This window comes from Laspinema palackyanum D2c (assembly GCF_025370875.1).
Classification (GTDB): Bacteria; Cyanobacteriota; Cyanobacteriia; order Cyanobacteriales; family Laspinemataceae; genus Laspinema; species Laspinema palackyanum.
The window spans coordinates 21,689-43,418 of sequence record NZ_JAMXFD010000002.1; the positions used below are offsets into that span (position 1 = coordinate 21,689).

Annotated in this window: 19 protein-coding genes, 1 tRNA gene and 1 other RNA gene; 12 read left to right on the forward strand and 9 right to left on the reverse strand. The window is 48.2% G+C overall.

The genetic code is table 11. The features are described from left to right. Positions 1 to 202: 202 nt before the first annotated feature. A complete protein-coding gene (gene cpcF, locus NG795_RS02905; RefSeq protein ID WP_367287174.1) occupies positions 203 to 856 on the forward strand; it encodes a C-phycocyanin alpha-cysteine-84 phycocyanobilin lyase subunit CpcF in 654 nt (217 codons plus the stop codon). 7 nt (positions 857 to 863) lie between these two features. Here the strand turns inward: cpcF and NG795_RS02910 are convergent, their stop codons facing one another. After that, positions 864 to 1,049: a hypothetical protein gene (locus NG795_RS02910; RefSeq protein ID WP_367287175.1), complete on the reverse strand. Its 186-nt coding sequence runs from the start codon at positions 1,047 to 1,049 to the stop codon at positions 864 to 866. Between the two features lie 110 nt (positions 1,050 to 1,159). After that, positions 1,160 to 1,873 (reverse strand): class I SAM-dependent methyltransferase, encoded by a 714-nt coding sequence (locus tag NG795_RS02915; protein WP_367287176.1) that lies wholly within the window; start codon positions 1,871 to 1,873, stop codon positions 1,160 to 1,162. Between the two features lie 259 nt (positions 1,874 to 2,132). On the opposite strand from NG795_RS02915, the gene NG795_RS02920 reads away from it, so the two are divergent. Then, positions 2,133 to 2,205: transfer RNA gene (locus tag NG795_RS02920), tRNA-Thr, on the forward strand. A 79-nt stretch (positions 2,206 to 2,284) separates the two neighbouring features. Here NG795_RS02920 and NG795_RS02925 read toward each other — a convergent pair. The 3 genes from NG795_RS02925 to NG795_RS02935 all read right to left on the reverse strand — a co-directional run bounded on the left by NG795_RS02925 (position 2,285) and on the right by NG795_RS02935 (position 6,749). Beyond that, complete coding sequence (locus tag NG795_RS02925) at positions 2,285 to 3,712, reverse strand: NADP-dependent isocitrate dehydrogenase (protein WP_367287177.1); 1,428 nt, start codon at positions 3,710 to 3,712, stop codon at positions 2,285 to 2,287. A gap of 286 nt (positions 3,713 to 3,998) precedes the next feature. Continuing rightward, positions 3,999 to 4,985, reverse strand: coding sequence for a PEP-CTERM sorting domain-containing protein (locus NG795_RS02930; protein WP_367287178.1), 987 nt, complete (start codon positions 4,983 to 4,985; stop codon positions 3,999 to 4,001). 927 nt (positions 4,986 to 5,912) lie between these two features. Beyond that, positions 5,913 to 6,749: a PEP-CTERM sorting domain-containing protein gene (locus tag NG795_RS02935; RefSeq protein ID WP_367287179.1), complete on the reverse strand. Its 837-nt coding sequence runs from the start codon at positions 6,747 to 6,749 to the stop codon at positions 5,913 to 5,915. 764 nt (positions 6,750 to 7,513) lie between these two features. On the opposite strand from NG795_RS02935, the gene NG795_RS02940 reads away from it, so the two are divergent. Together NG795_RS02940 and NG795_RS02945 are read left to right on the forward strand one after the other, a co-directional pair. Next, positions 7,514 to 8,137 carry a 4Fe-4S single cluster domain-containing protein gene (locus NG795_RS02940; RefSeq protein ID WP_367287180.1) on the forward strand — a complete coding sequence of 208 codons (624 nt, stop codon included), beginning with the start codon at positions 7,514 to 7,516 and terminating at the stop codon, positions 8,135 to 8,137. A 207-nt stretch (positions 8,138 to 8,344) separates the two neighbouring features. Continuing rightward, positions 8,345 to 9,484 (forward strand): PP2C family protein-serine/threonine phosphatase, encoded by a 1,140-nt coding sequence (locus tag NG795_RS02945; protein WP_367287181.1) that lies wholly within the window; start codon positions 8,345 to 8,347, stop codon positions 9,482 to 9,484. Positions 9,485 to 9,515: 31 nt separating this feature from the next. Here the strand turns inward: NG795_RS02945 and NG795_RS02950 are convergent, their stop codons facing one another. The 4 genes from NG795_RS02950 to NG795_RS02965 all read right to left on the reverse strand — a co-directional run bounded on the left by NG795_RS02950 (position 9,516) and on the right by NG795_RS02965 (position 13,595). Beyond that, a complete protein-coding gene (locus NG795_RS02950; RefSeq protein WP_436836027.1) occupies positions 9,516 to 9,878 on the reverse strand; it encodes an STAS domain-containing protein in 363 nt (120 codons plus the stop codon). A 139-nt stretch (positions 9,879 to 10,017) separates the two neighbouring features. After that, entirely contained in the window at positions 10,018 to 11,808 is a 1,791-nt protein-coding gene (aspS, locus tag NG795_RS02955) for an aspartate--tRNA ligase (protein ID WP_367287182.1), read from the reverse strand. 269 nt (positions 11,809 to 12,077) lie between these two features. After that, positions 12,078 to 12,491, reverse strand: coding sequence for a hypothetical protein (locus tag NG795_RS02960; RefSeq protein ID WP_367287183.1), 414 nt, complete (start codon positions 12,489 to 12,491; stop codon positions 12,078 to 12,080). 267 nt (positions 12,492 to 12,758) lie between these two features. Beyond that, positions 12,759 to 13,595 carry a M48 family metalloprotease gene (locus NG795_RS02965; protein WP_367287184.1) on the reverse strand — a complete coding sequence of 279 codons (837 nt, stop codon included), beginning with the start codon at positions 13,593 to 13,595 and terminating at the stop codon, positions 12,759 to 12,761. Positions 13,596 to 13,843: 248 nt separating this feature from the next. Here NG795_RS02965 and NG795_RS02970 point away from each other — a divergent pair, with 248 nt between their 5' ends. The 8 genes from NG795_RS02970 (at position 13,844) to NG795_RS03005 (ending at position 21,710) form a co-directional block, all read left to right on the forward strand. Beyond that, positions 13,844 to 15,649: a PAS domain-containing sensor histidine kinase gene (locus NG795_RS02970; RefSeq protein ID WP_367287185.1), complete on the forward strand. Its 1,806-nt coding sequence runs from the start codon at positions 13,844 to 13,846 to the stop codon at positions 15,647 to 15,649. 350 nt (positions 15,650 to 15,999) lie between these two features. Then, entirely contained in the window at positions 16,000 to 17,190 is a 1,191-nt protein-coding gene (corA, locus tag NG795_RS02975; RefSeq protein WP_436836028.1) for a magnesium/cobalt transporter CorA, read from the forward strand. 192 nt (positions 17,191 to 17,382) lie between these two features. Further along, a complete protein-coding gene (locus NG795_RS02980; RefSeq protein WP_367287187.1) occupies positions 17,383 to 18,009 on the forward strand; it encodes a TenA family protein in 627 nt (208 codons plus the stop codon). Positions 18,010 to 18,115: 106 nt separating this feature from the next. Beyond that, positions 18,116 to 18,418 carry a DUF6464 family protein gene (locus NG795_RS02985; RefSeq protein ID WP_367287188.1) on the forward strand — a complete coding sequence of 101 codons (303 nt, stop codon included), beginning with the start codon at positions 18,116 to 18,118 and terminating at the stop codon, positions 18,416 to 18,418. A gap of 120 nt (positions 18,419 to 18,538) precedes the next feature. Beyond that, positions 18,539 to 19,174 carry a hypothetical protein gene (locus tag NG795_RS02990; protein ID WP_367287189.1) on the forward strand — a complete coding sequence of 212 codons (636 nt, stop codon included), beginning with the start codon at positions 18,539 to 18,541 and terminating at the stop codon, positions 19,172 to 19,174. A 206-nt stretch (positions 19,175 to 19,380) separates the two neighbouring features. After that, an RNA gene (gene rnpB, locus NG795_RS02995) (RNase P RNA component class A) lies at positions 19,381 to 19,771 on the forward strand. A gap of 135 nt (positions 19,772 to 19,906) precedes the next feature. Beyond that, positions 19,907 to 20,629: a ribonuclease III gene (gene rnc / locus NG795_RS03000; RefSeq protein WP_367287190.1), complete on the forward strand. Its 723-nt coding sequence runs from the start codon at positions 19,907 to 19,909 to the stop codon at positions 20,627 to 20,629. Positions 20,630 to 20,666: 37 nt separating this feature from the next. Then, positions 20,667 to 21,710 carry a Gfo/Idh/MocA family protein gene (locus NG795_RS03005; protein ID WP_367287191.1) on the forward strand — a complete coding sequence of 348 codons (1,044 nt, stop codon included), beginning with the start codon at positions 20,667 to 20,669 and terminating at the stop codon, positions 21,708 to 21,710. The last annotated feature ends 20 nt before the right edge of the window (positions 21,711 to 21,730 follow it).

Here is a 21,730-nt window from a genome sequence, read left to right on the forward strand (position 1 = left end):
CCTAACCCTCCCCAAGACACAGGGGAGGGGACCGGACAGCAATTGTAGGCCCTTCGACTCTTCGACGCCCTTCGACAAGCTCAGGACAGGCTTCGACAAACTCAGCGCTCAGAGCTCAGGAGGCAATGCCCACCCTACTCCTTTAACTTTTGTACCGATTAAAATTAACCCTTTTTAATAAAACAGCAATCCCACAGTGCTCATGACTGAAAATGCCGAAATCACCCCACTGATTAAAGCCGTTGAAGAGGCAGACTCCGCAGAACGTTTAACAATAGCCTTATGGAAATTAGCCCAAGCGCGATCGCCCGAAGCCATTCCCACCTTAATCGAAGCCCTCGGTTTCAATAACCCCGGTGCCGCCGTTGCCGGAGTAGAGGGACTGATTGCTCTCGGGGAACTTGCCGTGGTCCCCCTCTTGAAACAACTGGATGGGTTCAATTATGGCGCGAGAGCCTGGGCCCTACGCGCTTTAGCCAAAATTGGTGACCCCCGGGGATTAGAGTTACTCTTAGATACTGCCGCCCATGACTTTGCTCTGAGCGTGCGTCGTGCCGCCGCAAGCGGCTTAGGAAATATCCTCTGGGACAACATGGAGCCCGAGGACCGAGCGACGGCCCAAGAGAAAGTGTATCAAACCCTGCTGGAAGTGCTGCAAGATCCAGAATGGGTAGTGCGCTATGCCGGAGTTGTGGGAATGCAAGGACTGGCCACCGCAGCGGGGTCCCATGCGCCGAGTTGGTTGGAGCCATTATTGACCCAGTTACGCGATCGAGCCAAATCCGATGAAGAGTTAGTGGTCCGTGCTCGGGCTCAACTGGCTTATCAGCAATTACAAATCTCCACCCCTGCTTAAAACCCCCTTACTTTCCCGAAGAACCCGGATTCTCAGAAGGGTCCCTCAAAAATGCCTGAAATAGACTCCACAGGGTCCAGAGCAAGCCTGTCCCTAGCACAACTAGCATCAAAGCCGATAATGCACCAAAGGGAGAAAGGACGGCAATGAGTAACAGGCCAAATAATAATAGAGTAATGATGGGCTGATTCATGGGATGGGGTTCCTCCGATTCTGACTCTACCCTCTGAGTCTATCGAGTCCGATCCCCAGGTGACCTCTTTCCCCGTACTGAGATTTTATCTGCCGTCGGGTTTTTCTCCATTATGCGGGGGTTACCCTCTTGCGGCATAAATAGGTTCCCATCACCCCATCCTCATTACTTTGATGCTGGATACTAAAACCATTGCGGGATAACAATCCCTCAAAAATCCAGTCATAAGTGGAATATTCATCCTGGAAATGTCCTTCGGCATCTTCTCGCAGAAAATCGCCCCCGGCTGCGGCCTGTTTTTCAATAAAAGCGGCGATATTATCAAGGGAATGATGCTCATGGATAATCACATCATGAATATAAAACTGCCCCCCCGGTTTGAGCATCCGATTCATCCGCCCTAAAGCAATTCCTTTCCAAAAGTCAGGCAGATGATGGAATGCAAAAGTTGTTGTAATCGCATCTACTGATTCATCGGGATGGTCGTAGGACAGAAATCCCCCATGACAAAAGGTAATATTTGAGACCCCCGCTTTAGCCGCTTTGGTTTTCGCATATTCCAACATGGTCGGGGAAATATCCACCGCATAAACCTGAACCCCCCGAATAGCCGCTTGAATCGCAAAAGTGCCGGTCCCTGCCCCAAAATCGATGACTACATCGTTCGTCTTTAGAGCAAGTAAATCAAGGACGGCATTGCTTTCTTTCTCAATATCTCGGAAGTCCGCATGACTGGAGTCATACACCTCCACTTCCGTGGGAATACCATAGTCTTTGCCGACCTGTTGGAACTCATTGTATTGCCAGGATAAGGGAAATTTCATGGTGATTATGATATTTACAGAATGTCCCGGAGCAGTTAAATCCACGAACAGGGACTAGAACAGAGACTGCTGTCCCCGAGGGTTACAGCTTAAGCGGCTGTTGAATAGAGCCGTGGGTTAGGCCTCTTAACTGTTCGCATCATGTCCCCGAGTCTGTGGAGAGATATGGGGATTATAACCGAACTGTTTTATCCCTTTTAAAAAATTCCCGTAGAGGGGTTGCAAAACTGCTCGGAACTTTGGTAAAGTAAAAACTCATGCTGGTGTAGCTCAGTTGGTAGAGCAACGCACTTGTAATGCGTGGGTCGCGGGTTCGACTCCTGTCACCAGCTTTCACTCAAAAATTTCTGGTTTTATCCGAAGAGATTCCCCCCTGAAAATCAGGGGGGATTTTTAGCGGGGGTCCGAGGTCTAATCGTCGAAATGTTTAATAATCGCCTCGGCAAACTCGGAACACTTGAGGGGTTTTTCCACCGGGGGTTCCATTAAGCGGGCTAAGTCGTAGGTGACCTCGCGGTTAGAAATAGCGCCCCCAATGCCTTTTTTAATCAAGTCAGCGGCTTCTTGCCATCCCATATATTCCAACATCATGACGCCAGAGAGGATGACGGAACCGGGATTGATGCGATCGAGCCCGGCGTGTTTGGGTGCGGTGCCGTGGGTGGCCTCAAAAATAGCACATTGGTCGCCAATATTGGCCCCGGGTCCCATGCCTAATCCACCCACGATCGCCGCTGCCGCATCGGAGAGATAGTCGCCGTTTAAATTCATCGTCGCCAGAATGGAATACTCATCCGGTCGAGTTTGGATTTGCTGGAAGATACTGTCGGCAATTCGGTCATTGACCATAATTTTCTCTTTCCACTTGCGATCGCCGTGAGTCTCCCAAATGCTATCAAGCACCTGCTTCACTTCCTCGCAAACCACCGCCCGTTTTTCTTCCGTCAGCGCATCATAACCCGGGTCAATCTGACGAGCATTCTCTTCAATACTCAGGTCCGGATTTTTCTCCTTATTGCTCAAAATCCAGGATTCCCGTTCCGTGACGCACTCATTGCGAAACTCCGTAGTTGCCAGTTCATAACCCCAGTCCCGGAAGGCCCCTTCGGTGTACTTCATAATATTGCCCTTATGGACCAAAGTCACCATCTGCTTGGCTTTGGGCAAGCGTAAGGCGTGTTTAATCGCACGGCGAACCAGACGCTGGGAGTTGGTTTTGCTAATGGGTTTAATGCCGATGCCGGAATCCATGCGAATTTGTTTTTTCCCATGTTCTGGGGTTTGGGGAATCAATTGAGTATTGAGAATATCAATTAATTTCTCGCACATTTCCGTACCCGCACGCCACTCAATTCCCAGATAAATATCTTCGGTATTTTCCCGATAGACAATCACATCCAGTTGTTCGGGGTGTTTGTGAGGGGAGGGGGTTCCGGGATAATATTTGCAGGGTCGGACGCAGGCATAGAGGTCGTGAATTTGGCGCAGGGCCACATTCAGGGAACGGATGCCGCCACCGATCGGGGTGGTTAAGGGGCCTTTGATGGCGATGCCATATTCTGCGATCGCCTTGTTGGTATCCTCGGGCAAATATTGATAAGTGCCGTACTTTTCGCAGGCTTCATCACCGGCGTAGATTTTGAACCAGCTAATTTTACGTTTGCCCCCGTAAGCCGCTTCTACCGCAGCATCGATCGCTTTTTGAGAAGCGGGCCAAATATCAACTCCCGTCCCATCGCCGCGAATGAAGGGGATAATCGGGTTATCGGGAACAATGGGTTCACCATTTTCAAAAGTGACGCGATCGCCAGTCGTCGGGGGAGTCAGTTTCTCGTACATAATCCATTTACGGTTAACTTAGTTTAAAGCTGAACCTTCAGCCTTTGAGTAGCGTATCAGAAGCCCTGGGATAAGCCGGTAATCAGTTTATCTTTTTCCTCCTCTATTCCCCCGGTTTGCTCGTGCAGACTTCCAGAGAATTCACGACTTGATGACTTATGGGAGCATTTGCCAAAAAAAATTCGGTCAGGCCCCATTTAAGACGACTGACCGAACTGATGAATTAGCTCTCCATTAATCGGACAAGGGTTCCTGAAACTTGTTCTTGTCGCGATCGCCTCGGAGATTAACCATTTTTGTTCAGTTTCCGACGACATACAGTCAGGAAACCACTGCCAACCACCAGCAAACCCCCAACTGTCATGGGTTCAGGCACAGAAACGGGATCCGAGAAGTTGTTGTCATTCGTGGGAGGATTCATTACAACCGGAGGAGTTGCCTCAACTAGGGGAGTTGCCTCAACCGGAGGAGTGGCCTCAACTGGGGGAGTTGCCTCAACTGGGGGAGTTGCCTCAACCGGAGGAGTTGCCTCAACCGGAGGAGTTGCCTCAACCGGGGGAGTTGCCTCAACCGGAGGAGTTGACTCAACTGGAGGAGTTGCCTCAACTGGGGGAGTTGCCTCAACCGGGGGAGTTGCCTCAACCGGCGGAGTTGTCACTGGCGGATTCGTTACAACTATCGTCGAGGGAGCCGTACCAAGGGTCTTGCTGCTCAAATCTCGATTGCCGGTCGGAGTGCCCACACTCGTCAGGCGAGTACCGAAGCTGCTGGAGGTAAAGGAACTCAGACTCAAACCCGTTCCTGAGATAGTAAAGGTGGCCGTTTGGTAGTCATCCTTAGCAATTCCTGATGTGCCAATTTCTACGCCCGCGTTAAAACCAATGTGACTACCCTGCACCTCGGCATTCTTACTGAAGTTACTGAAGTCTCCGGTACTGGTTTGTTTGGTGATGATGGCATTATCTCCAGAAATCGTGGCGCTCACACCCGAGGGAAGATTAAAGTAAACACCCCGTAAGTCTCCAATAAATCCAGTCGGACCCTTGATAACGTTGACTGTAGCTTGGATGGGTCCACCCACAACAGTTTGGGACAGGGTAATCTGAACGGTGGGATAGTTTTGAGTGTTGGTATTTGTCGCGTCCTTGAGGTCAATCGTTAACGTATTTGCCTGTGCTGGTGCGGCAAGGAACGCGGCAGAGGCTAAGACGAAACCGGCAGAAGTTAGAATAGTTTGGGTCAGAAAGGACGTAAAAGTTAAATTAGTAATCATTGTTTGAGACCTAGTAGTTCAGGGTGAAGTAGGAGTGCCTTGGCACGAGAGAACTTGGGTGATTAGAGGTCTCTTGTGCGGATATCTCTGATTATTACTTGACCCTTCGCTATCGTCGAAGTAAAAGGGTGATACTTTATCAAAAAAAGACAATAAGTGAGCAATTTTTAAAGATTGCGCTTATTTCATAACTCCAAGCCACTGTAGGTTATAGATAAACCTGTAGCCTTGGACTAGAGAATTATAGGGGATCGGGTTGTGATCCGCATCACGAAGCATCCTTACTCTAAATGCCGGTTGTCCAGAAACAGCCTTTCTAGTCCAGTTTTTGAGGGGTTTCACTTGCCGATTTAGTCACAATTCCAAGGGGGCTTTTTAACTGGGGCGTGGGTATCACCCACCCCGGTTGCCTGATGAGTTGGTTTATCTTTTTCTGCCCCCATTCCGGATGTTTTTTTCCCCAGAATTAAAAACTTGATAATTGAGATAGAACAACCCTAAATCATTGATGCCCTCACCCTAAACCCTCTCCCCCTTTGGGCCGCCAACGGTCGGGGGTGAGGGCATTCCACAACTGAGATAGGAAACTGCTATATAGCAGTTTCCTATCTCATGAGGTAGCTCTTGTCTCTGGGAGCATCTTGCTACCTTCTGTATGCCAGAAGGATTTAGACGCACTATAGAATTCGGTCTTGATACTCTGCACCCCACAACCAGTCGGGGTAGGAGGTGATAAACAGGGCCCCTCCTGCCCTTATTTGTCAGAGGAAATAATGGGTAGAGAACCAAATTGGGGATGAGGTGGCAACTCCCCAAAAAAATTCGGTCATACCCGTTGAACTGGGGTATGACCGAATTAATGGATAGGCTCTCAATCAATCGGACAAGGGGTCCTGAAACGTAGTCTTGTCGCGATCGCCTCAGAGATTAACCCTTTTGGCTCATTTTGCGACGACGTGCAGCAATCAAACCACCGGCACCGAGAATCAAACCACCCATCGTCAAGGGTTCTGGAACTGGAACGGAATCGGAACCACCTGTGGTATCGCCACCTGTGGTATCGCCACCCGTGGTATCGCCACCTGTGGTATCGCCACCCGTGGTATCGCCACCTGTAGTACCGCCACCGGGGTTAGTAACCACGATCGGCGTCATCGTGGTTTCCAGTTTAAGACTGCCTTCGCGGCTTGTTGCCCCTACTAAACCAACACTCTTGAGGCGCACGCCAAACCCTTCATTGGTAAAAGAATCCAGGGACAGTCCGGAACCGGAGAGCGTAAAGGTCGTGGTTTGGAAGTCGTCCGGAGTTCCTCCATTGCTGGCACCACCGGAGTAGCCAATCTTAATCCCCACATCAAAGGAAGGCGCTGGACCGTCCCCCTTCATATTGACACCATCATCGAGATCGCTCACTTTTCCACTTTCTTGTAGTACGGTGGTGGCTGGTCCACCAGCTACACTTGAGACCTTCAGCGTTCCCACTCCTTCGGGAAGATTCAAGAAGATCCCGCTAATATCAGCGGTAGTGGCTTTACCGCCATCGCTGCCCGGGGCAATATCGACTTTGACAGTAATCGAACCCGGATTCGTTGTATCGTCGAGGGTTACGTTCAGACCTGGATTTGCACCACTCGGAGCAATGTTGAAGGTTCGAGTCTCAGCTTTGGCTTGTCCGGGAGCAAAGGCAAGGGAGGCAGCAGCCAGACCGAGAGAAATCAGAGTAGTTTTGCTGAGACGGTTGGTAAAAGTTAAATTAGTAATCATGGTTTGACACCTTACAGTTCAGAGTTAAGTAGGAGCGAGTGGTCAAGAGATAACGGTTTGTTTATTTAATCTCTCTTGTACTGATACTTCTGATTATTACCTGTTTCTTCTACTTCGTCTAGGGGGTAAGGCAATTCTTTATCTAAATAAAATACTAGGCCAGGTGTTTTTAAAGATTGTAATAACTACCTTTAATATCCGCTATTTTGCGGATGTTTAAAACTTGTAAATATGCTGTTGATGGCTGACTTCCGAGAAAATACGGAGAATAATGAGGGGAGAGTACAGTTTTTTATTCCGATTAGCCCGAACCAACTTTACATTTTGTTTCAAACAGGCGATTTTTGCTAAAGAAGAGAGAATTTTGTTCTATAACCATACTACTGTTTTATAGCCCAATTGACCAGGGGGTTAAATCCCAATCTCTAGCCGTAACCTCCAGATCGGTTCGTCGTCCTGGAATATCAGCCCCGTTCTTTAACTCGCCCAAGGGCCTTCCCCAAGGATTTGAAAAGATTTACCTCAAAACTGGAAGCATTCGACCCGACTCTATGAGGAAACTGTTCTGTGTGACTTAAGTTGAAACCGGGTCAGAAATGCGGGTACATAGGAGGTCGGATGCTTTGTAGCGATCGCTTTCCTCAAAAAATCACGTTTAAAGATTCGTGATTCTCCAGAAGATAGCTGATAATCGATATAAGAATCTTTCAACCTTACCCTTAACCCGGTGAGTTAAAACCCTCTATTTGAGGAGAGGTCAACCTATGATTAATTTAATCAACAGCGCACCACCCACCCTCCCAGACATCCCCGATGGCTACCTGAATATCATGGGGTATGTGGATGAATCAGAAGTGAATGGACCGGGAACCCGCGCCGTAGTCTGGGTCCAAGGCTGTCTGAGGGAGTGTTCCGGTTGTTTTAATCCTGAATCCTGGCCGTTTGAAGTCAATCAATTAATCGCTATTGATGAACTCGCGGATAAAATTTTGAGCAATCCCCGGAATCATGGGGTGACTTTTTCTGGCGGTGAACCGTTTTGGCAGGCCCCTGCCCTAGGCGAACTCGGGAAAAAAATCAAGGCAGCAGGATTAAATCTAATGTCCTTTACCGGGTTTACCTTGGCGCAATTGCAGTCGCCCTCTGCGCCGGTGGGTGCAGATGCCTTATTAGACCAACTGGACATTCTGATTGATGGTCCTTATGTCGAATCCTTAGCGATTCATTCCCCAGAATCCCCAGTTTCTTCCCGCAATCAACGGATTCATATCTTCAATGAAGCCTTTAAGGATAAAATTACCTGGGCCAGCGACCAGATGGAAATCCACATTCTCAAAGATGGAACCAGGATTATTACGGGTTTTCGGGGGCAATTGGGGCTAGAGTAGAACCCTGTTGCATTCCGTGAAAGAGACTCCCTAACTTCCTCAAAAGCATCACAGTTCCGTTGAAAGGTTACCCAACATCAGGAAACGGTGACAAGACGCGGCATCGTTGCCTTGAAGGATTCCCTGACATCAGGAAACAATGAGGGTTGGGGGTCTTTTTCGTGAGTGCTATTCTGTGTAAAGCTAATTGTCTCAATTTCCTAGTCCATGACCCACATTCTTGTGATTGATGACGATCCGACTATTCGCGTCGTGTTAACGAGATCCTTGCAAAAACAGGGGTATCACGTTGCCGTTGCCAGTAATGGTCAAGAAGGAATGGAACAGGCTTATCGATTAGGGCCTGCATTAATCATTTGTGACTGGATGATGCCGGTGATGGATGGGTTGGAAGTTTGCCGTCAGATCAAAGCGCATCCAGAATTATCCAACACCTATTTTATTCTGTTAACCTCTCGGGGCGCAACGGAAGATCGGGTCGTGGGACTGGATACGGGTGCCGATGAATTTCTCTCTAAACCGATCGAGATTAACGAATTAAATGCCCGCGTTAGAGCGGGATTGAGGATTTATCAGCTTACCCAAGATTTGCGAAACTCCAAGCGAGCATTAGAAGCGGAACTGGCGGAAGCAGCGGATTACGTCCGATCGCTCTTACCTGACCCCCTGAATACACCTGTGGCGATCGCCAACCGTTTTATCCCCTCTCGTCAACTCGGTGGCGATTGCTTTGACTATTATTGGCTCGATTCAGAACATTTAGTCATTTACCTACTGGATGTTGCCGGTCATGGTTTAGCGGCGACCCTCCCCTCGGTTTCGGTCTTAAATTTGTTACGGTCCCACTCCCAGGTTGGGTTTGATTTTACTCAACCTGCTTCGGTTTTAACCGAATTAAATAAATACTTTCAAATGGACTTACAACAAGATAAATATTTTACAATTTGGTATGGCGTCTATAACCGCACCGAAGATACCCTATTGTACTCCAGTGCAGGCCATCCTCCGGCCTTATTGTTATCTGGAACTCCAGGAATGCCGCCTACCCTACAAGCGCTCAAAACCCAAGGCTTACCCATCGGAATGTTTCCCGAAGCCCAATATATCCAAAATGTCTGTCAGATTGAGACTCCTAGTACCTTATACGTTTTTAGTGATGGCGTTTATGAAATTAATCAGCCTGATGGCACTCTTTGGGGTCTGGATGCCTTTAGCAATCTACTCACTTATTATTGGCAAAAAAATGGCCGGGATATTGATGGGTTATTAGCTCGCATCCGGAGTTTAAATCTCAACCCGACCTTTGATGACGACTTCTCCTTGCTCCAGGTAGAGTTTCTGGAATAACACCCGACCTCCACTCCGAAGAGTTCCTGAGTTAGATATCGGAGCTTACTTCAGGGTTTTTCACTTCATTTTCAAAAGCTTCTTCATTAGGATAAACTTTAAATACCCGGTCCATGCTGGTTAGTTCAAATAACATTCTGACCTGATCATTAATGGAACAGATGACCATTTTTGCCCCCGCAGTTCGCACCATTTTCAGGGCGGAGACTAAAGCCCCTAGACCGGAACTATCAATAAACGTGACATCCTGGAGATTGACGAGGACAATATTGGCTTGGTTGTCCAGGCGATCGCGCACTTCACGGCGAAAGACATTGGCCTGGGTCCCATCTAAAATGCCCTGGGGACGGACGACTTCAAACTTGATATCAGAACTCATCGGTTTGTTACTCATAAAAAATGATAGTGGGCTTTCGAGCTGTTTTTTCTCTGATGAGAAAATAATAACAATTCAGTGCAGTCTTAAGAATAGCAAGTCATGGATAATTCACCCAAATACTGGCTTACCCATGACCTGAATCTTCAAAAAATCCTTAAGCCTGTTTAGGCTTAACCGTAGAAGCAACGTGCAATTCCTTCAACTGAATGGCATCAATGGTAGCGGGAGCTCCCGTTAACAAACATCGAGCTTGCTGGGTTTTCGGGAAGGCAATCACATCTCGAATGGACTCTTCCGAGGCTAACAACATCACCAAGCGGTCTAAACCATAAGCAATACCGCCGTGGGGTGGAGTGCCATACTCAAACGCCTCCATTAAAAAGCCAAACTTGTTATTCGCTTCTTCCTGGGATAAGCCGATCGCCTCAAACACCCGTTCTTGAACCTCACGCTGATAAATCCGCAGACTACCGCCGCCGATTTCCAACCCGTTATAAACCAAGTCATAAGCTTGAGCCCGAGCATTTTTGAGGTCGTCGATATCTTCGGGGTTAGGCGCGGTAAAGGGGTGATGAGTTGCTTCTAAACGCTTTTCATCAGCATTCCACTCAAACATCGGAAAATCGGTAATCCAGAGTAGATTGAGCTTGGTTTCATCAATCATCCCCAACAGACGAGCGACGGATTGGCGGAGGCGATCGAGGGTTTTATTCACTGTTGCTGTATCTCCGGCCCCGAATAACAGTAAATCTCCCGATTGTGCACCCGTCCGTGAGAGTAACTCTTGCTTCTGTTCTGGGCTTAAATTATCTTTAATTGCCCCAATCGTATCGATTTCTCCGTTATCTTTAACCCGGATGTAAGCCAACCCTTTAGCACCCGCTTCGGCGGCTTCCTTGAATAAATCTCCACCGGGTTTGATGCGGACATTGGAAATGGCACTATTGCCACCGGGAATGGGTAACACTTTGACAATTCCACCGGCAGAAATTGCTCCAGAAAATACCTTAAATCCGGAATCTTTCACCAAATCCGACACATCGACCAATTCCATGCCATAGCGAGTATCCGGGCGATCGGTGCCGTACCGAGACATCGATTCGGCGTAGGTTAACCGGGGGAAAGGACGGGGGATATCAATGCCCTTAACCGTTTTAAAGATATGGCAAACTAAAGATTCATTCAGTTGGAGAATTTCTTCTTGGGACATGAAACTCATTTCCATGTCCAACTGAGTAAATTCCGGCTGGCGATCGGCGCGCAAATCTTCATCGCGGAAGCATCGGGCCATTTGATAATAGCGATCTAAACCCGAAACCATTAACAACTGTTTGAATAATTGCGGCGACTGCGGCAAAGCATACCATTCACCGGCATTTACCCGGGAAGGGACGAGATAATCTCGCGCACCTTCTGGGGTAGAACGGGTCAGCATCGGGGTTTCAATTTCGATAAAGCCATATTCATCTTCCAGGAAGCGGCGCATGGCTTTAACCACTTGATGACGCAGTTGTAGATTTCGCGACATCCGTTCCCGACGGAGATCTAGATAGCGATATTTCAGGCGTAACTCTTCGCGCACAGTTTCCGTCTGTCCACTGGAAACGGGGAACGGCATCAGTTTATGGACGGCATTGAGTAATTCAATGCGATCGACGTAGACTTCTATCTCTCCCGTGGGTAAGTTGGGATTGAGGGAATCGCTAGGACGTGAGCTGACCCGTCCGGTGATGCGGAGGACATATTCACCTCGGATGGTTTCCGCCTCTTTGTAGGAGGTGGGGGTGCGCTGGGGGTCAGAAACGATTTGGACGACGCCACTCCTATCTCGCAAATCCAAGAAAATGACTCCACCATGATCTCGTCGGCGGTCTACCCATCCACACAGAGTAACAGTTTCTCCAATATGTTCGCTTCGGAGTTGGCCGCAATAGTAGGTTCGCATGGTGGTCGCTTTACAGTTTCAGACGTAATGAGTGGACAAGTGAATGGCTAGAATGCCCCAGTTCTAGGGGTTCGATGCTCTATCGCAATCGGGGATGGAATGGGTGGGATTGCTGAGTTGGGGTCTTTGAAACAAATAACAGAGGCAAACTTTTAAAATCTAGCACGAACGGGTCATCGTGATGGCAGATTCTCTCCGGATAGACTTAAAAAAATAGAGGGCGACCGATGAGTCGCCCTCGATGAACAGGTGTTTAGGCTGAAGGTTGCCTAGGAATTGGGGGGAGTGCCGGAGGGATTGAAGAGGGAGTCCCATGCATCCTTAGCAGATTGGGCAAGGCGATCGCCCAGTTCACTCATTTCACTGAGGATCTTGTCCCAATTTTGCTTGGCATCCATTTCCATCAGTTTGATGGTGTAGGCAATCCGTTCGGGATCCATAAGGCGATCGCTTTCAATCGTCTCCCGCGCTTGTTGCACCGCACTCAGATAGGCTTCGGCAGTAAATTTGCTGGCCCCTTGAATTTCCGCTTGTGCTCGGCGTTTGATGGCTTCAAACAGGGCCATCGTTTCCTCCTGCACCTGGGCGGTGGCATCAGGCATTTCTTTTTCCACCAGCGCTTTCGTCTCGGGACTTACTTCCACGAGGGCGCGTTCTTTAGGCACTTGAGCTTCATCAGTCATGATTCTGTATCCTAACTAGATTTGATAACTTGTTGTTGCCTCTAGCCTAACGGCTAAAGTTGAACTCTGGAATGGAGAGGATGGGGTTCAAGTTTGTAGTAACGACTTGAGTCGTTTCCGGATGCCGAAAGCGATCGCTTTCGGCATCCCCCTTTGAATGCCTGGGTTCCAGTCCTGTAGCAGGCGCTTGGGTCTCCAATTGTGCGTGTCATGGCTCAAGCCATGACACGAAAGCAACGACTGAAGTCGTTACTACAAACATTTGCCCTATTTCCCCTCTAACTGCAACAGGCGCTCGATGCGAGCTTCGGTGGTGGGATGGGTGGAAAATAGCTTAGAGGTAAACTTCTTTCCGGAGAATCCATTCATGATTAACAGGGGTTCAAAGGCGGGATTCCCGTTGAGGGGAAGTTGTCGAGCATTTTGGTCAAGTCGTTGTAAGGCTTTGGCTAAAGCGCGGGGGTTGCCGGTGAGTTGGGCGGCACCAGCATCGGCAGCAAATTCACGGGTGCGAGAAATGCCGAGTTGAATCACCGTGGCGGCGACGGGTGCGACAATGAGCATTAACAATCCCGCGAAGGGATTGGAGCCATTGTCATCCCGACCGATCGGGAGGAACCAAAAGGCCATTTGCGCTAGGAACGAGATGCCTCCGGCGATCGTGGCGGCAACCGCTTGGGTGAGGGCATCGCGGTTTTGGATATGGCTGAGTTCGTGAGCGATGACGGCTTCGAGTTCATCTGCCGGGAGTAGGCTAATAATACCTTGAGTGACGGCGACGGCGGCATGATCCGGGTCTCTGCCGGTGGCGAAGGCATTGGCGGATTGAGAGGGAACGATATAGAGCGCAGGCATGGGTAAACCGGCCCGATCGCTCAGGGTTTGGACCATCATCGCCAGTTCCGGTGCTTGCGCGGGAGTGACGGGTTTAGCCCGATATGCGGTTAAGGCAATGCGATCGGAATAGTACCAGGACCCAAAGTTGGTGAGGGCCGCTAATATGACTCCGAAGAAGGCTCCAGTGGTCCCACCGATGGCGTAACTCACGGTAATCAGGAGTCCACTGAGCAAACCTAACAGGGCAACCGTTTTAAAATGATTCATCGTTATGCCTCCAGAAAGGGCAACAAGGGAGCGCCGCCATCTCATCACAAACTAGGGGCGCTATAGTCATTATTATCCCGGCCCTAGGCAATCCACAGGTAGAAAACGCCCCTGGGGGGGTACGGATTCGCTCACCTTGCCGGGGCGCTGTTGGGTTGTTTTGTTAAGGCAAACAATAGTTCGGGAGCAAACATGGGGATAATAAGGTTGAACAATCGTCAGGGAATGGGGAGGGGCTTGAAGCGGTGGTGTCTGCCAGCAAAACCAGAAATCGTGCTTTATTAAAGGCAATTCCCGATGCCATCTTTTGGATCCATAAAGATGGCACTTGTCTTGATTATCAACCGCCGAAGAATTTTACCCTGTGGGCGGGTTGTAGAAATTCAGGGCAGAAGTTGCAGCCGGAAGGGATAGATAATCTGAGCGATCGCAGCTATATCGGTAAGAAGTGGTGGGAAATTTGGCCTTTAGAAGTGGTTCAGCAATGTCGAGAGTTTCTAGAACGGGCGATCGCCACTCTAAGCGAGCAACTCTTTGAAGTAGAATTAAGCGGAAAGGATTGTCTATGTTCTCTTCAATTTCCCCCTTTAAATTCGATAAACTTTCCTCCCTATTTTCCCGCAATTCATGAAGTTCAAATTGTCCCCAGCAGTGACGAAGAAATATTAGTCATAGTGCGAGATCTGACTCAAATTAAACAGACTGAAGCACAACTGCGCCATGAACTGGAACGGAAAGCCTTACAGTTACACCAGGCTGTCCTCGCCTTAGAGGCGGAAAAAGCTCATCGCCAACAAATTGAAGAAATCTTGGCTTTTACCCAGTTTTCTCTGAATCGGGCTGGAGATTCAGTGTTTTGGGTCAACTCCAATGCCCAGTTCTTTTATGTCAATGAAGCCGCTTGTCTGTCTTTAGGTTATTCCCGAGAAGAGTTGATTTTAATGACCATTCATGATATTAATTTGGACTTACCCCAAAATGTCTGGTCTGATTATTGGGATGAAATCAAACAGCATGGTTCGTTTACGATTGAATGCTATCACCAAACGAAAGATGGGCGAAGATTTCCCGTAGAAAGTACAGTCAATTATTTGGAATTTAATGGAAAAGAATATAACTGTATTTTGGCCCGGGATATTACCGATCGCAAGAAAGTCGAAGCGCAATTACTAGAAACAAAAACAGCAGCAGAAGCGGCTAATCGCGCCAAAAGCACCTTTTTGGCGAATATGAGCCACGAACTGAGAACCCCACTCAATGCCATTATTGGGTATAGTGAACTCCTCCAAGAAGATGCCCGAGATATCGGCATTAACGATGCAGAATTTCTGGATGACCTACGCTCCATTAATACGGCAGGGAAACATTTGCTGGCTCTAATTGGGGATATTTTGGATTACTCCAAGATTGAATCGGGGAAAATGCAACTGTTTTTAGAATCATTTGACTTAGACCAGGCCATTACCCAAATTTGCCACACCGCTCAACCCCTAATCGAGAAAAATTCTAACCAATTGGTGGTGCAGTTTAGTGGGGAAATGGGTCCGATGTATGCTGACCTGACTAAGATGCGACAAATTCTCTTCAATTTACTCAGTAATGCGGCTAAATTCACTCGGAAGGGAAAGATTGAGATGGCCGTAACGAAACAACTCCGGAGTGCGATTCCTCTTCCTCTCAACCCAGAGCAAGAATCAAGTCTAAATGATTTATTTGTCGGGTTTAAAATCTGCGATACAGGCATTGGCATGAGTCAAGACCAGTTAGATAATTTGTTTCAAGCCTTTATGCAGGCAGATGCGTCTACGACCCGAGAATATGGGGGGACGGGGTTGGGTTTGGCAATTAGTCGATTGTTTTCTCAGATGATGGGAGGAGATATTTTAGTGGAGAGTAAGTTGGGGGTGGGTTCAACTTTTACGGTTTATCTCCCGATGGAAGTCAAGTTGCCTCAACCGGATGAAAATGATTGGCAGGAACCCTCTGTTTCCCCAGGGGCGATCGCTCGAAAATCATTGAGGGGGGATGAAGTCTTAGAGCAATCCAAACCTTAAAATATCCCTCTATTACCAGTCTAAATGAATTGTCCAATTCCAGAAAGGAGTGGGAGCATCTTGCTCCCGATGAGAGCAAGGGAGCAAGATGCTCCCACTTCTTATAGCCCCTTACACCTTGACAGGGCCATCCCTTTAGGGGTAACGACAACCGTTCGTAGTGACTCCTTGATTGAGTCATCTTAATAGCACCCCTAAAGGTTTGACTACAAACGATTGAACGCCCTTTATAGCCAAGGTGCGAACCCAGGGCACTAACGCACTAGACTTGAAGATGATTCCCGAGATCGCCTCCAACCTTCTCCAGAATTGCCTAAAATCGCAGTGGTAGCTGCGATCAGGATAAAAAGATGACAGATAAGGGATGGACAATGACTAATTTCCTCTCTCAACCGGAAGAGGAGAACGATAAAAACGAAGAATCATACGTCGATTACTGCTATGACGAACCCGGTAGTATCCCCGGAACTCTGATTATTGAGGACGATGCAGCAACCCCGACGATTGTGGCGATCGACTATTGCGAAAAAAAGGCGATTCGGCTACTCATGGCGACCCCGGAAGAATGTATCCCCTACTTAGACAGTGAGTCCGTTTCCTGGTTAGATGTTCAGGGGTTGGGGAGTGAAGATATTTTAAAGCGACTGGGTAAAGTCTTTCACTTGCATCCCCTGCTGTTAGAAGATATCGTCAATGTCCCCCAACGACCCAAAGTGGAAGACTACGAGGGTCATTTAGTGATTATTGCGCGGATGGTGATGCTCAAAGAACATCGCCATGATCCAGCGGAGGAAAGCTTTATCAGCGAACAAGTTAGTTTTGTGTTGGGTAAAGATTACCTGTTGACGGTGCAGGAGGAGCCAGAACATGACAGTTTTGGTCCTGTGCGCGATCGCATTCGCAGCAATAAAGGCACGATTCGCAAACAAAAGGCTGATTATCTCGCCTATGCTCTCCTCGATGCCATTATCGATGGATTTTTCCCGGTTCTGGAAGCGTATGGGGAACGCATCGAGGATTTGGAGGATGAGGTGGTGGCAAACCCTACACCCCACACCCTACAAAAAATTTATAAAATCAAACGGGAGTTACTCACCTTACGTCGGGCAATCTGGCCCCAGCGAAATGCCATCAATGCCCTGATTCGAGACGGCAGTCCCTTGATTTCTGATGAAGTTCGGATTTATTTACGCGACTGTTACGATCATACGATTCAGGTTTTAGATATTGTGGAAACCTATCGGGAACTCGCTGGTGGGCTGATGGAGGTTTACCTCTCTTCCATCAGTAACCGCATGAATGAAGTGATGAAACTGTTAACGGTGATTTCATCTATTTTTATTCCCCTGACCTTTATTGCCGGGGTTTATGGGATGAACTTCAATCCCGAAGCCTCACCGTTGAATATGCCAGAACTGAACTGGTATTGGGGCTATCCGGCAGTTTGGGTGGTGATGATTGCGATCGCCGTCTTCATGATTTTTCTCTTTTGGCGTCGCGGTTGGTTTAACAACTTTTCCACCCCCGAGCGTCCCAGATGAAAGCTAAAAAATGAAAGCTAAAGACTTCAGTCGTTCTCTTAAGTTTGTAGTAACGACTTCAGTCGTTCTCTTAAGCTCATAATAACAACTTCAGTCGTTCTCTTAAGCTCATAATAACGACAGCAAGTCGTTATTCTTTTGTCCAACGTCCTAAACCTCAATCTAGTTAAAATCTATCAAACTCTCCAAAATATGACCCTATCTCAGGAATTGTGGAAAGCGAATCAAGACTTAGCTCAAGAGTGTCTACAACATCCTTTTGTGCAAGGCATTGGCAAGGGTAGCTTACCGCGATATCAATTTGCTCATTATGTGGGACAGGATGCCTTTTTCCTGGAATCCTTCGCGCGCGCTTATAGCATTGCTGCCGCCAAAACTCCCGACTGGCAAGCTTTTGAAGTCTTCCATGCCCTAGCTAGTGGCGTTTTAGAAGAACTGCGCTTACATCAAGGCTATGCCAAAACTTGGGGAATTGATTTTTTAGCGGTGAAACCGACTCCGGCAACTCGTCGTTACACGGACTTTTTACTAGCAACCGCTTGGAGTCATGATGTCGGGTTAACGGCGGTGGCAATGGCTCCTTGTATGCGTCTTTACGCTTTTTTAGGGCAGAAATTGGGAAAAGATGGGATTCCCAATCACGACTATGCCGACTGGATTCGCACCTATACGGGAGAAGAATTTGAACAATTGTCGGGACAGTTAGAACATCTGCTCGATCGCTATGCTGCTTCAACTCCCCTAACCCATTCCACCTATCGTTATGCCATGTTATGCGAACGGGATTTCTTTCAATCTGCTGTGGAACTCACCGCCTAACTACTCCCTTAGAACCTGAGTCAGGTTTCCCGGTTGATGTGGGTTGAGGACAGTTTACCTGAGTTCAACCTGCCGATTTTAAGGAGTTCAGTTTTAGTCATCCGCCATGTTAGAGACACTTATCATTTTTTTGGTTGGGATAACACCTCCGTTACTCTCGCTGTTCGCGATGCGGAAAGCAGAAGATCGGGCGCGAATTCGCTTGCAAGCGGCCCGAGAGATTCCCATTATGAGAATACCCTCTCCCCCCGCGATTCCTGCCGATCGCCATTATGTCGAAGGGGTCGGGGAGGTGACTGGGGATATCACTTGTCTTTACAATGCGCGCTCGGCTTATCTGCGGTGCGCCCTCAATCCCGAAGGACCTTGTGAAACCTGTCATCAGTATGAACCCCGGGAGTCTTTTTAACGATTTTTTATATGCGATCGGCAATCTCTAAGCTATGCTAGGGGCGTCGCCCCATTCCCTTTGCTCTAACCCCTAATGACTGGACTGGATTGGATTGTAATCGCAGTTTATCTAATCTGCGTGAGTGCGGTTTTATTACGCGCTTTTTCTTCTTTATTGGCGGAAAAAGCTATCATTAAATCCGATGAAATTTTTCTGAAGAATCAACTCGAAAGCCTAAATTTAGAAAACAGAGTTAGATTCAAATTCTTTCTGGCTCCCCAATATGATTTAGACCAGTTTCGGTTCCTTGAGGTGAGTGTCCAAAATCAATCCTCAACTCAAACCCTTTACATTGATTGGGATTATAGCGCTCTGATTGATGCTCAGGGTCGCGAACAACGCCTGGTTCGACTCCCACCGGGAATGACCTTTGATTTGTTACCGGCTCAAGTGTTTAGCGTGATTGCGCCCGGAAAAACCCTCCAAGAACACTTTACGGCAGAATCTGCCTTAAAACGAGAGGGGGAAATCGGACCCTTAAAACCCGATCGCGTCATGGTGAACCTCGCCTCCCTTAAACCGAACCCGAGAAAACAAGTTTCCCCCAAGGCAGAACTTCCCTCTCTAACGTTCACCATTCAGTTTGCTCTGCGTTTTGGCATGGGAGAACATAATCTAGGAAATCTCCCGCTTTATCTGGTCAATTGTCAGTTTATAGCCTCGGTTTTGCCCTGGGTTGTTAATATCCCCTGGAATCAGCGCCGGGATTTTTAAGGGAGCATTTTCCCTTGGATTTGAGGTGAAATTCCGTGGGGGAGAAATCGAATTTTGAGGGCATGAAATTCGGTGAAGGTAAGCGACGCCCCCCTAATTGCACGGTCAATCCTGCTGGGTGAGTAAAACAACTCTTAGCCAAATCAATCCGACCGCTCAACGGAGTCAGATTTTGGCAGTTCATCGATTATAATCAGAACGGGTAGAGAGTTGGCGCAGGCAGTTGCGGATTGTCACGAATCTGAGGAAAGTCCGGACTCCCGAAAGACCAGACTTGCTGGGTAACGCCCAGTGCGGGTGACCGTGAGGATAGTGCCACAGAAAGATACCGCCGATGGAGGGATTGTCCGTTTGGGCGATCGCTCACAGGTAAGGGTGCAAAGGTGTGGTAAGAGCGCACCAGCAGGGTCGAGAGGCCCTGGCTCGGTAAACCCCGGTTGGGAGCAAGGTCACAGGGACAAGGGTTGGTCTTTTACCCGTTCCGCTTAGAAAGAACCGCTAGAGGCTTTTGGTAACAAAGGTCCCAGATAGATAACTGCCCCATTCATGACAATTGTGATGAATGGAACAGAACCCGGCTTATGTCTGACTCTCTCCCTTTCCATTTTTTAGGCGAATTGTCAATTCCTAATTCCATTCTTGATTAGGTAAAATTTTAAGGTTAAAATTAAACGGGTTAAATTCTAAATTTTCATCAATTTCAAGGTTAATTTTTAATTTTTAAAGTCTTTTATGAAGCTTCTTTATCCCCAGCGACAACGCGAGTTACAGAAACTGCTGCAAAAATTAGGACTTCCTGACGGAATTTCCATCCGTTGGGACTTGTTAGAGTTGGCCTTGACTCATCCGAGTGTTTCCGGAGAAGCGAACTATGAACAGTTAGAGTTTACCGGGGATGCGGTGGTTCGGTTAGCGGCAGCGGAATTACTGATGGAACTGTATCCCCAGGAAAAGGTGGGGGAGTTGGCAACCATTCGGTCAGTTTTGGTGAGCGATCGCACCTTAGCTCAGATCGCCGAAGGGTACGGACTGGAGCGCTACCTGCTCGTTTCTGCCAGTGCTGCTGGAGATATTACCGGCAAGGAATCTCGGTTAGCTGATGCCTTTGAAGCGATTTTAGCCGCATTGTATTTAAGTACCCATAATTTGGATTTAATTCGTCCTTGGTTAGACCCGGAATTCAAACAGCGATCGGAAGAGATTCGCAAAGATCCAGCCCGTCACAATTATAAAGATGCCCTGCAAGAATTGACCCAAGTTCGCTATAAAATTTTACCTGAATATCGCGTCTTTGAAACCCATCGCGAACATTACCATCCCGATCGCTTTACCGCTGAGGTGTGGCTACTAGGAGAACTCAAAGGCAAGGGCACCGGACGCAGTAAAAAAGCAGCGGAACAAGCAGCAGCCAAGGTGGCATTTTTGACTCTGCGAGAGTTGGATGTAGCTGAGTAATCCCTATTTATCCCTATCAAATTATCACTATCAAACCATGTCAAATCCAGTTGGGATTGCAATTCTTGGGGCGGGTCGTTGGGGCGTCCATTTGATCCGAAATTTTTTAAACCATCCCGAGGCGCGAGTGCTGGCGGTGGTGGACCCTCATGTAGAGCGATTGAACTCGGCGCGATCGCAATTTAATTTAGATGAGACTGTGATTTTGGCAACGGATTGGCAGGATATCAAACAGTTACCCGGACTCGAAGCAGTAGCCGTCGCTACTCCGGCTGCCACTCATTATGCCTTAATCTCTGATGCCCTAGAGCAGAACTATCACATCTTAGCGGAAAAACCCCTAACTCTTGACCCAGCAGAGTCTCGGGAATTATATGAACGGGCAAAACAACGCCAGCTTCAGATGCTGGTGGATCATACCTATTTGTTTCATCCCGCAGTGATTGCCGGAACTGAAGTGGTGCAAGGGGGACGACTCGGGGAATTGCGCTACGGATATGCGACACGCTCTCATTTGGGTCCAGTCCGCCCCGATGTGGATGCCCTGTGGGATTTGGCAATTCATGATATTGCTATTTTTAATAGTTGGTTGGGAGAATATCCGATTCAAGTCCAAGGGACTGGGCGAGTGTGGTTGCAACCGACTCCGGTGGAGGGAGGGGACTCGAAGCTGTTTCCCCAGGGGTTAGCGGATTTCGTGATGGCAACCCTGACTTATCCGAGTGGATTTCAGGCGTTTATTCATTTGTGCTGGTTGAATCCCGATAAACAGAGACGCTTGGCAGTGGTGGGGAGTCAAGGAACCTTGATTTTTGATGAAATGTCTGGGGATGCGCCGTTGGTGATTCAACAGGGTTGTTTAGAACAAGAGGGTAAGCTTTGGATTCCCAGGAATCAAAACCGGGAAGTGGTCAGGTTAGAAAAGGCTGAACCTCTAGGGCGGGTTTGCGATCGCTTTTTGGAGTTGGTGCGCGGTAATGGACAAGGGGTGGAATCTGGGGCGATCGCCACGGAATTAATCACGATTCTCACGGGTTTAAGTCACTCGATCCAACAAGGGGGAGTAGCTGTTCAGATTTAGGACTAATTCTCCTTTATTCA

Bases quoted from the DNA above. Each gene is read 5' to 3' on its own strand.
- cpcF (WP_367287174.1), top strand. From the start codon at position 203: ATGACTGAAAATGCCGAAATCACCCCACTGATTAAAGCCGTTGAAGAG.
- NG795_RS02910 (WP_367287175.1), bottom strand. From the start codon at position 1,049: ATGAATCAGCCCATCATTACTCTATTATTATTTGGCCTGTTACTCATT.
- NG795_RS02915 (WP_367287176.1), bottom strand. From the start codon at position 1,873: ATGAAATTTCCCTTATCCTGGCAATACAATGAGTTCCAACAGGTCGGC.
- NG795_RS02925 (WP_367287177.1), bottom strand. From the start codon at position 3,712: ATGTACGAGAAACTGACTCCCCCGACGACTGGCGATCGCGTCACTTTT.
- NG795_RS02930 (WP_367287178.1), bottom strand. From the start codon at position 4,985: ATGATTACTAATTTAACTTTTACGTCCTTTCTGACCCAAACTATTCTA.
- NG795_RS02935 (WP_367287179.1), bottom strand. From the start codon at position 6,749: ATGATTACTAATTTAACTTTTACCAACCGTCTCAGCAAAACTACTCTG.
- NG795_RS02940 (WP_367287180.1), top strand. From the start codon at position 7,514: ATGATTAATTTAATCAACAGCGCACCACCCACCCTCCCAGACATCCCC.
- NG795_RS02945 (WP_367287181.1), top strand. From the start codon at position 8,345: ATGACCCACATTCTTGTGATTGATGACGATCCGACTATTCGCGTCGTG.
- NG795_RS02950 (WP_436836027.1), bottom strand. From the start codon at position 9,878: ATGAGTAACAAACCGATGAGTTCTGATATCAAGTTTGAAGTCGTCCGT.
- aspS (WP_367287182.1), bottom strand. From the start codon at position 11,808: ATGCGAACCTACTATTGCGGCCAACTCCGAAGCGAACATATTGGAGAA.
- NG795_RS02960 (WP_367287183.1), bottom strand. From the start codon at position 12,491: ATGACTGATGAAGCTCAAGTGCCTAAAGAACGCGCCCTCGTGGAAGTA.
- NG795_RS02965 (WP_367287184.1), bottom strand. From the start codon at position 13,595: ATGAATCATTTTAAAACGGTTGCCCTGTTAGGTTTGCTCAGTGGACTC.
- corA (WP_436836028.1), top strand. From the start codon at position 16,000: ATGACAGATAAGGGATGGACAATGACTAATTTCCTCTCTCAACCGGAA.
- NG795_RS02980 (WP_367287187.1), top strand. From the start codon at position 17,383: ATGACCCTATCTCAGGAATTGTGGAAAGCGAATCAAGACTTAGCTCAA.
- NG795_RS02985 (WP_367287188.1), top strand. From the start codon at position 18,116: ATGTTAGAGACACTTATCATTTTTTTGGTTGGGATAACACCTCCGTTA.
- rnc (WP_367287190.1), top strand. From the start codon at position 19,907: ATGAAGCTTCTTTATCCCCAGCGACAACGCGAGTTACAGAAACTGCTG.
- NG795_RS03005 (WP_367287191.1), top strand. From the start codon at position 20,667: ATGTCAAATCCAGTTGGGATTGCAATTCTTGGGGCGGGTCGTTGGGGC.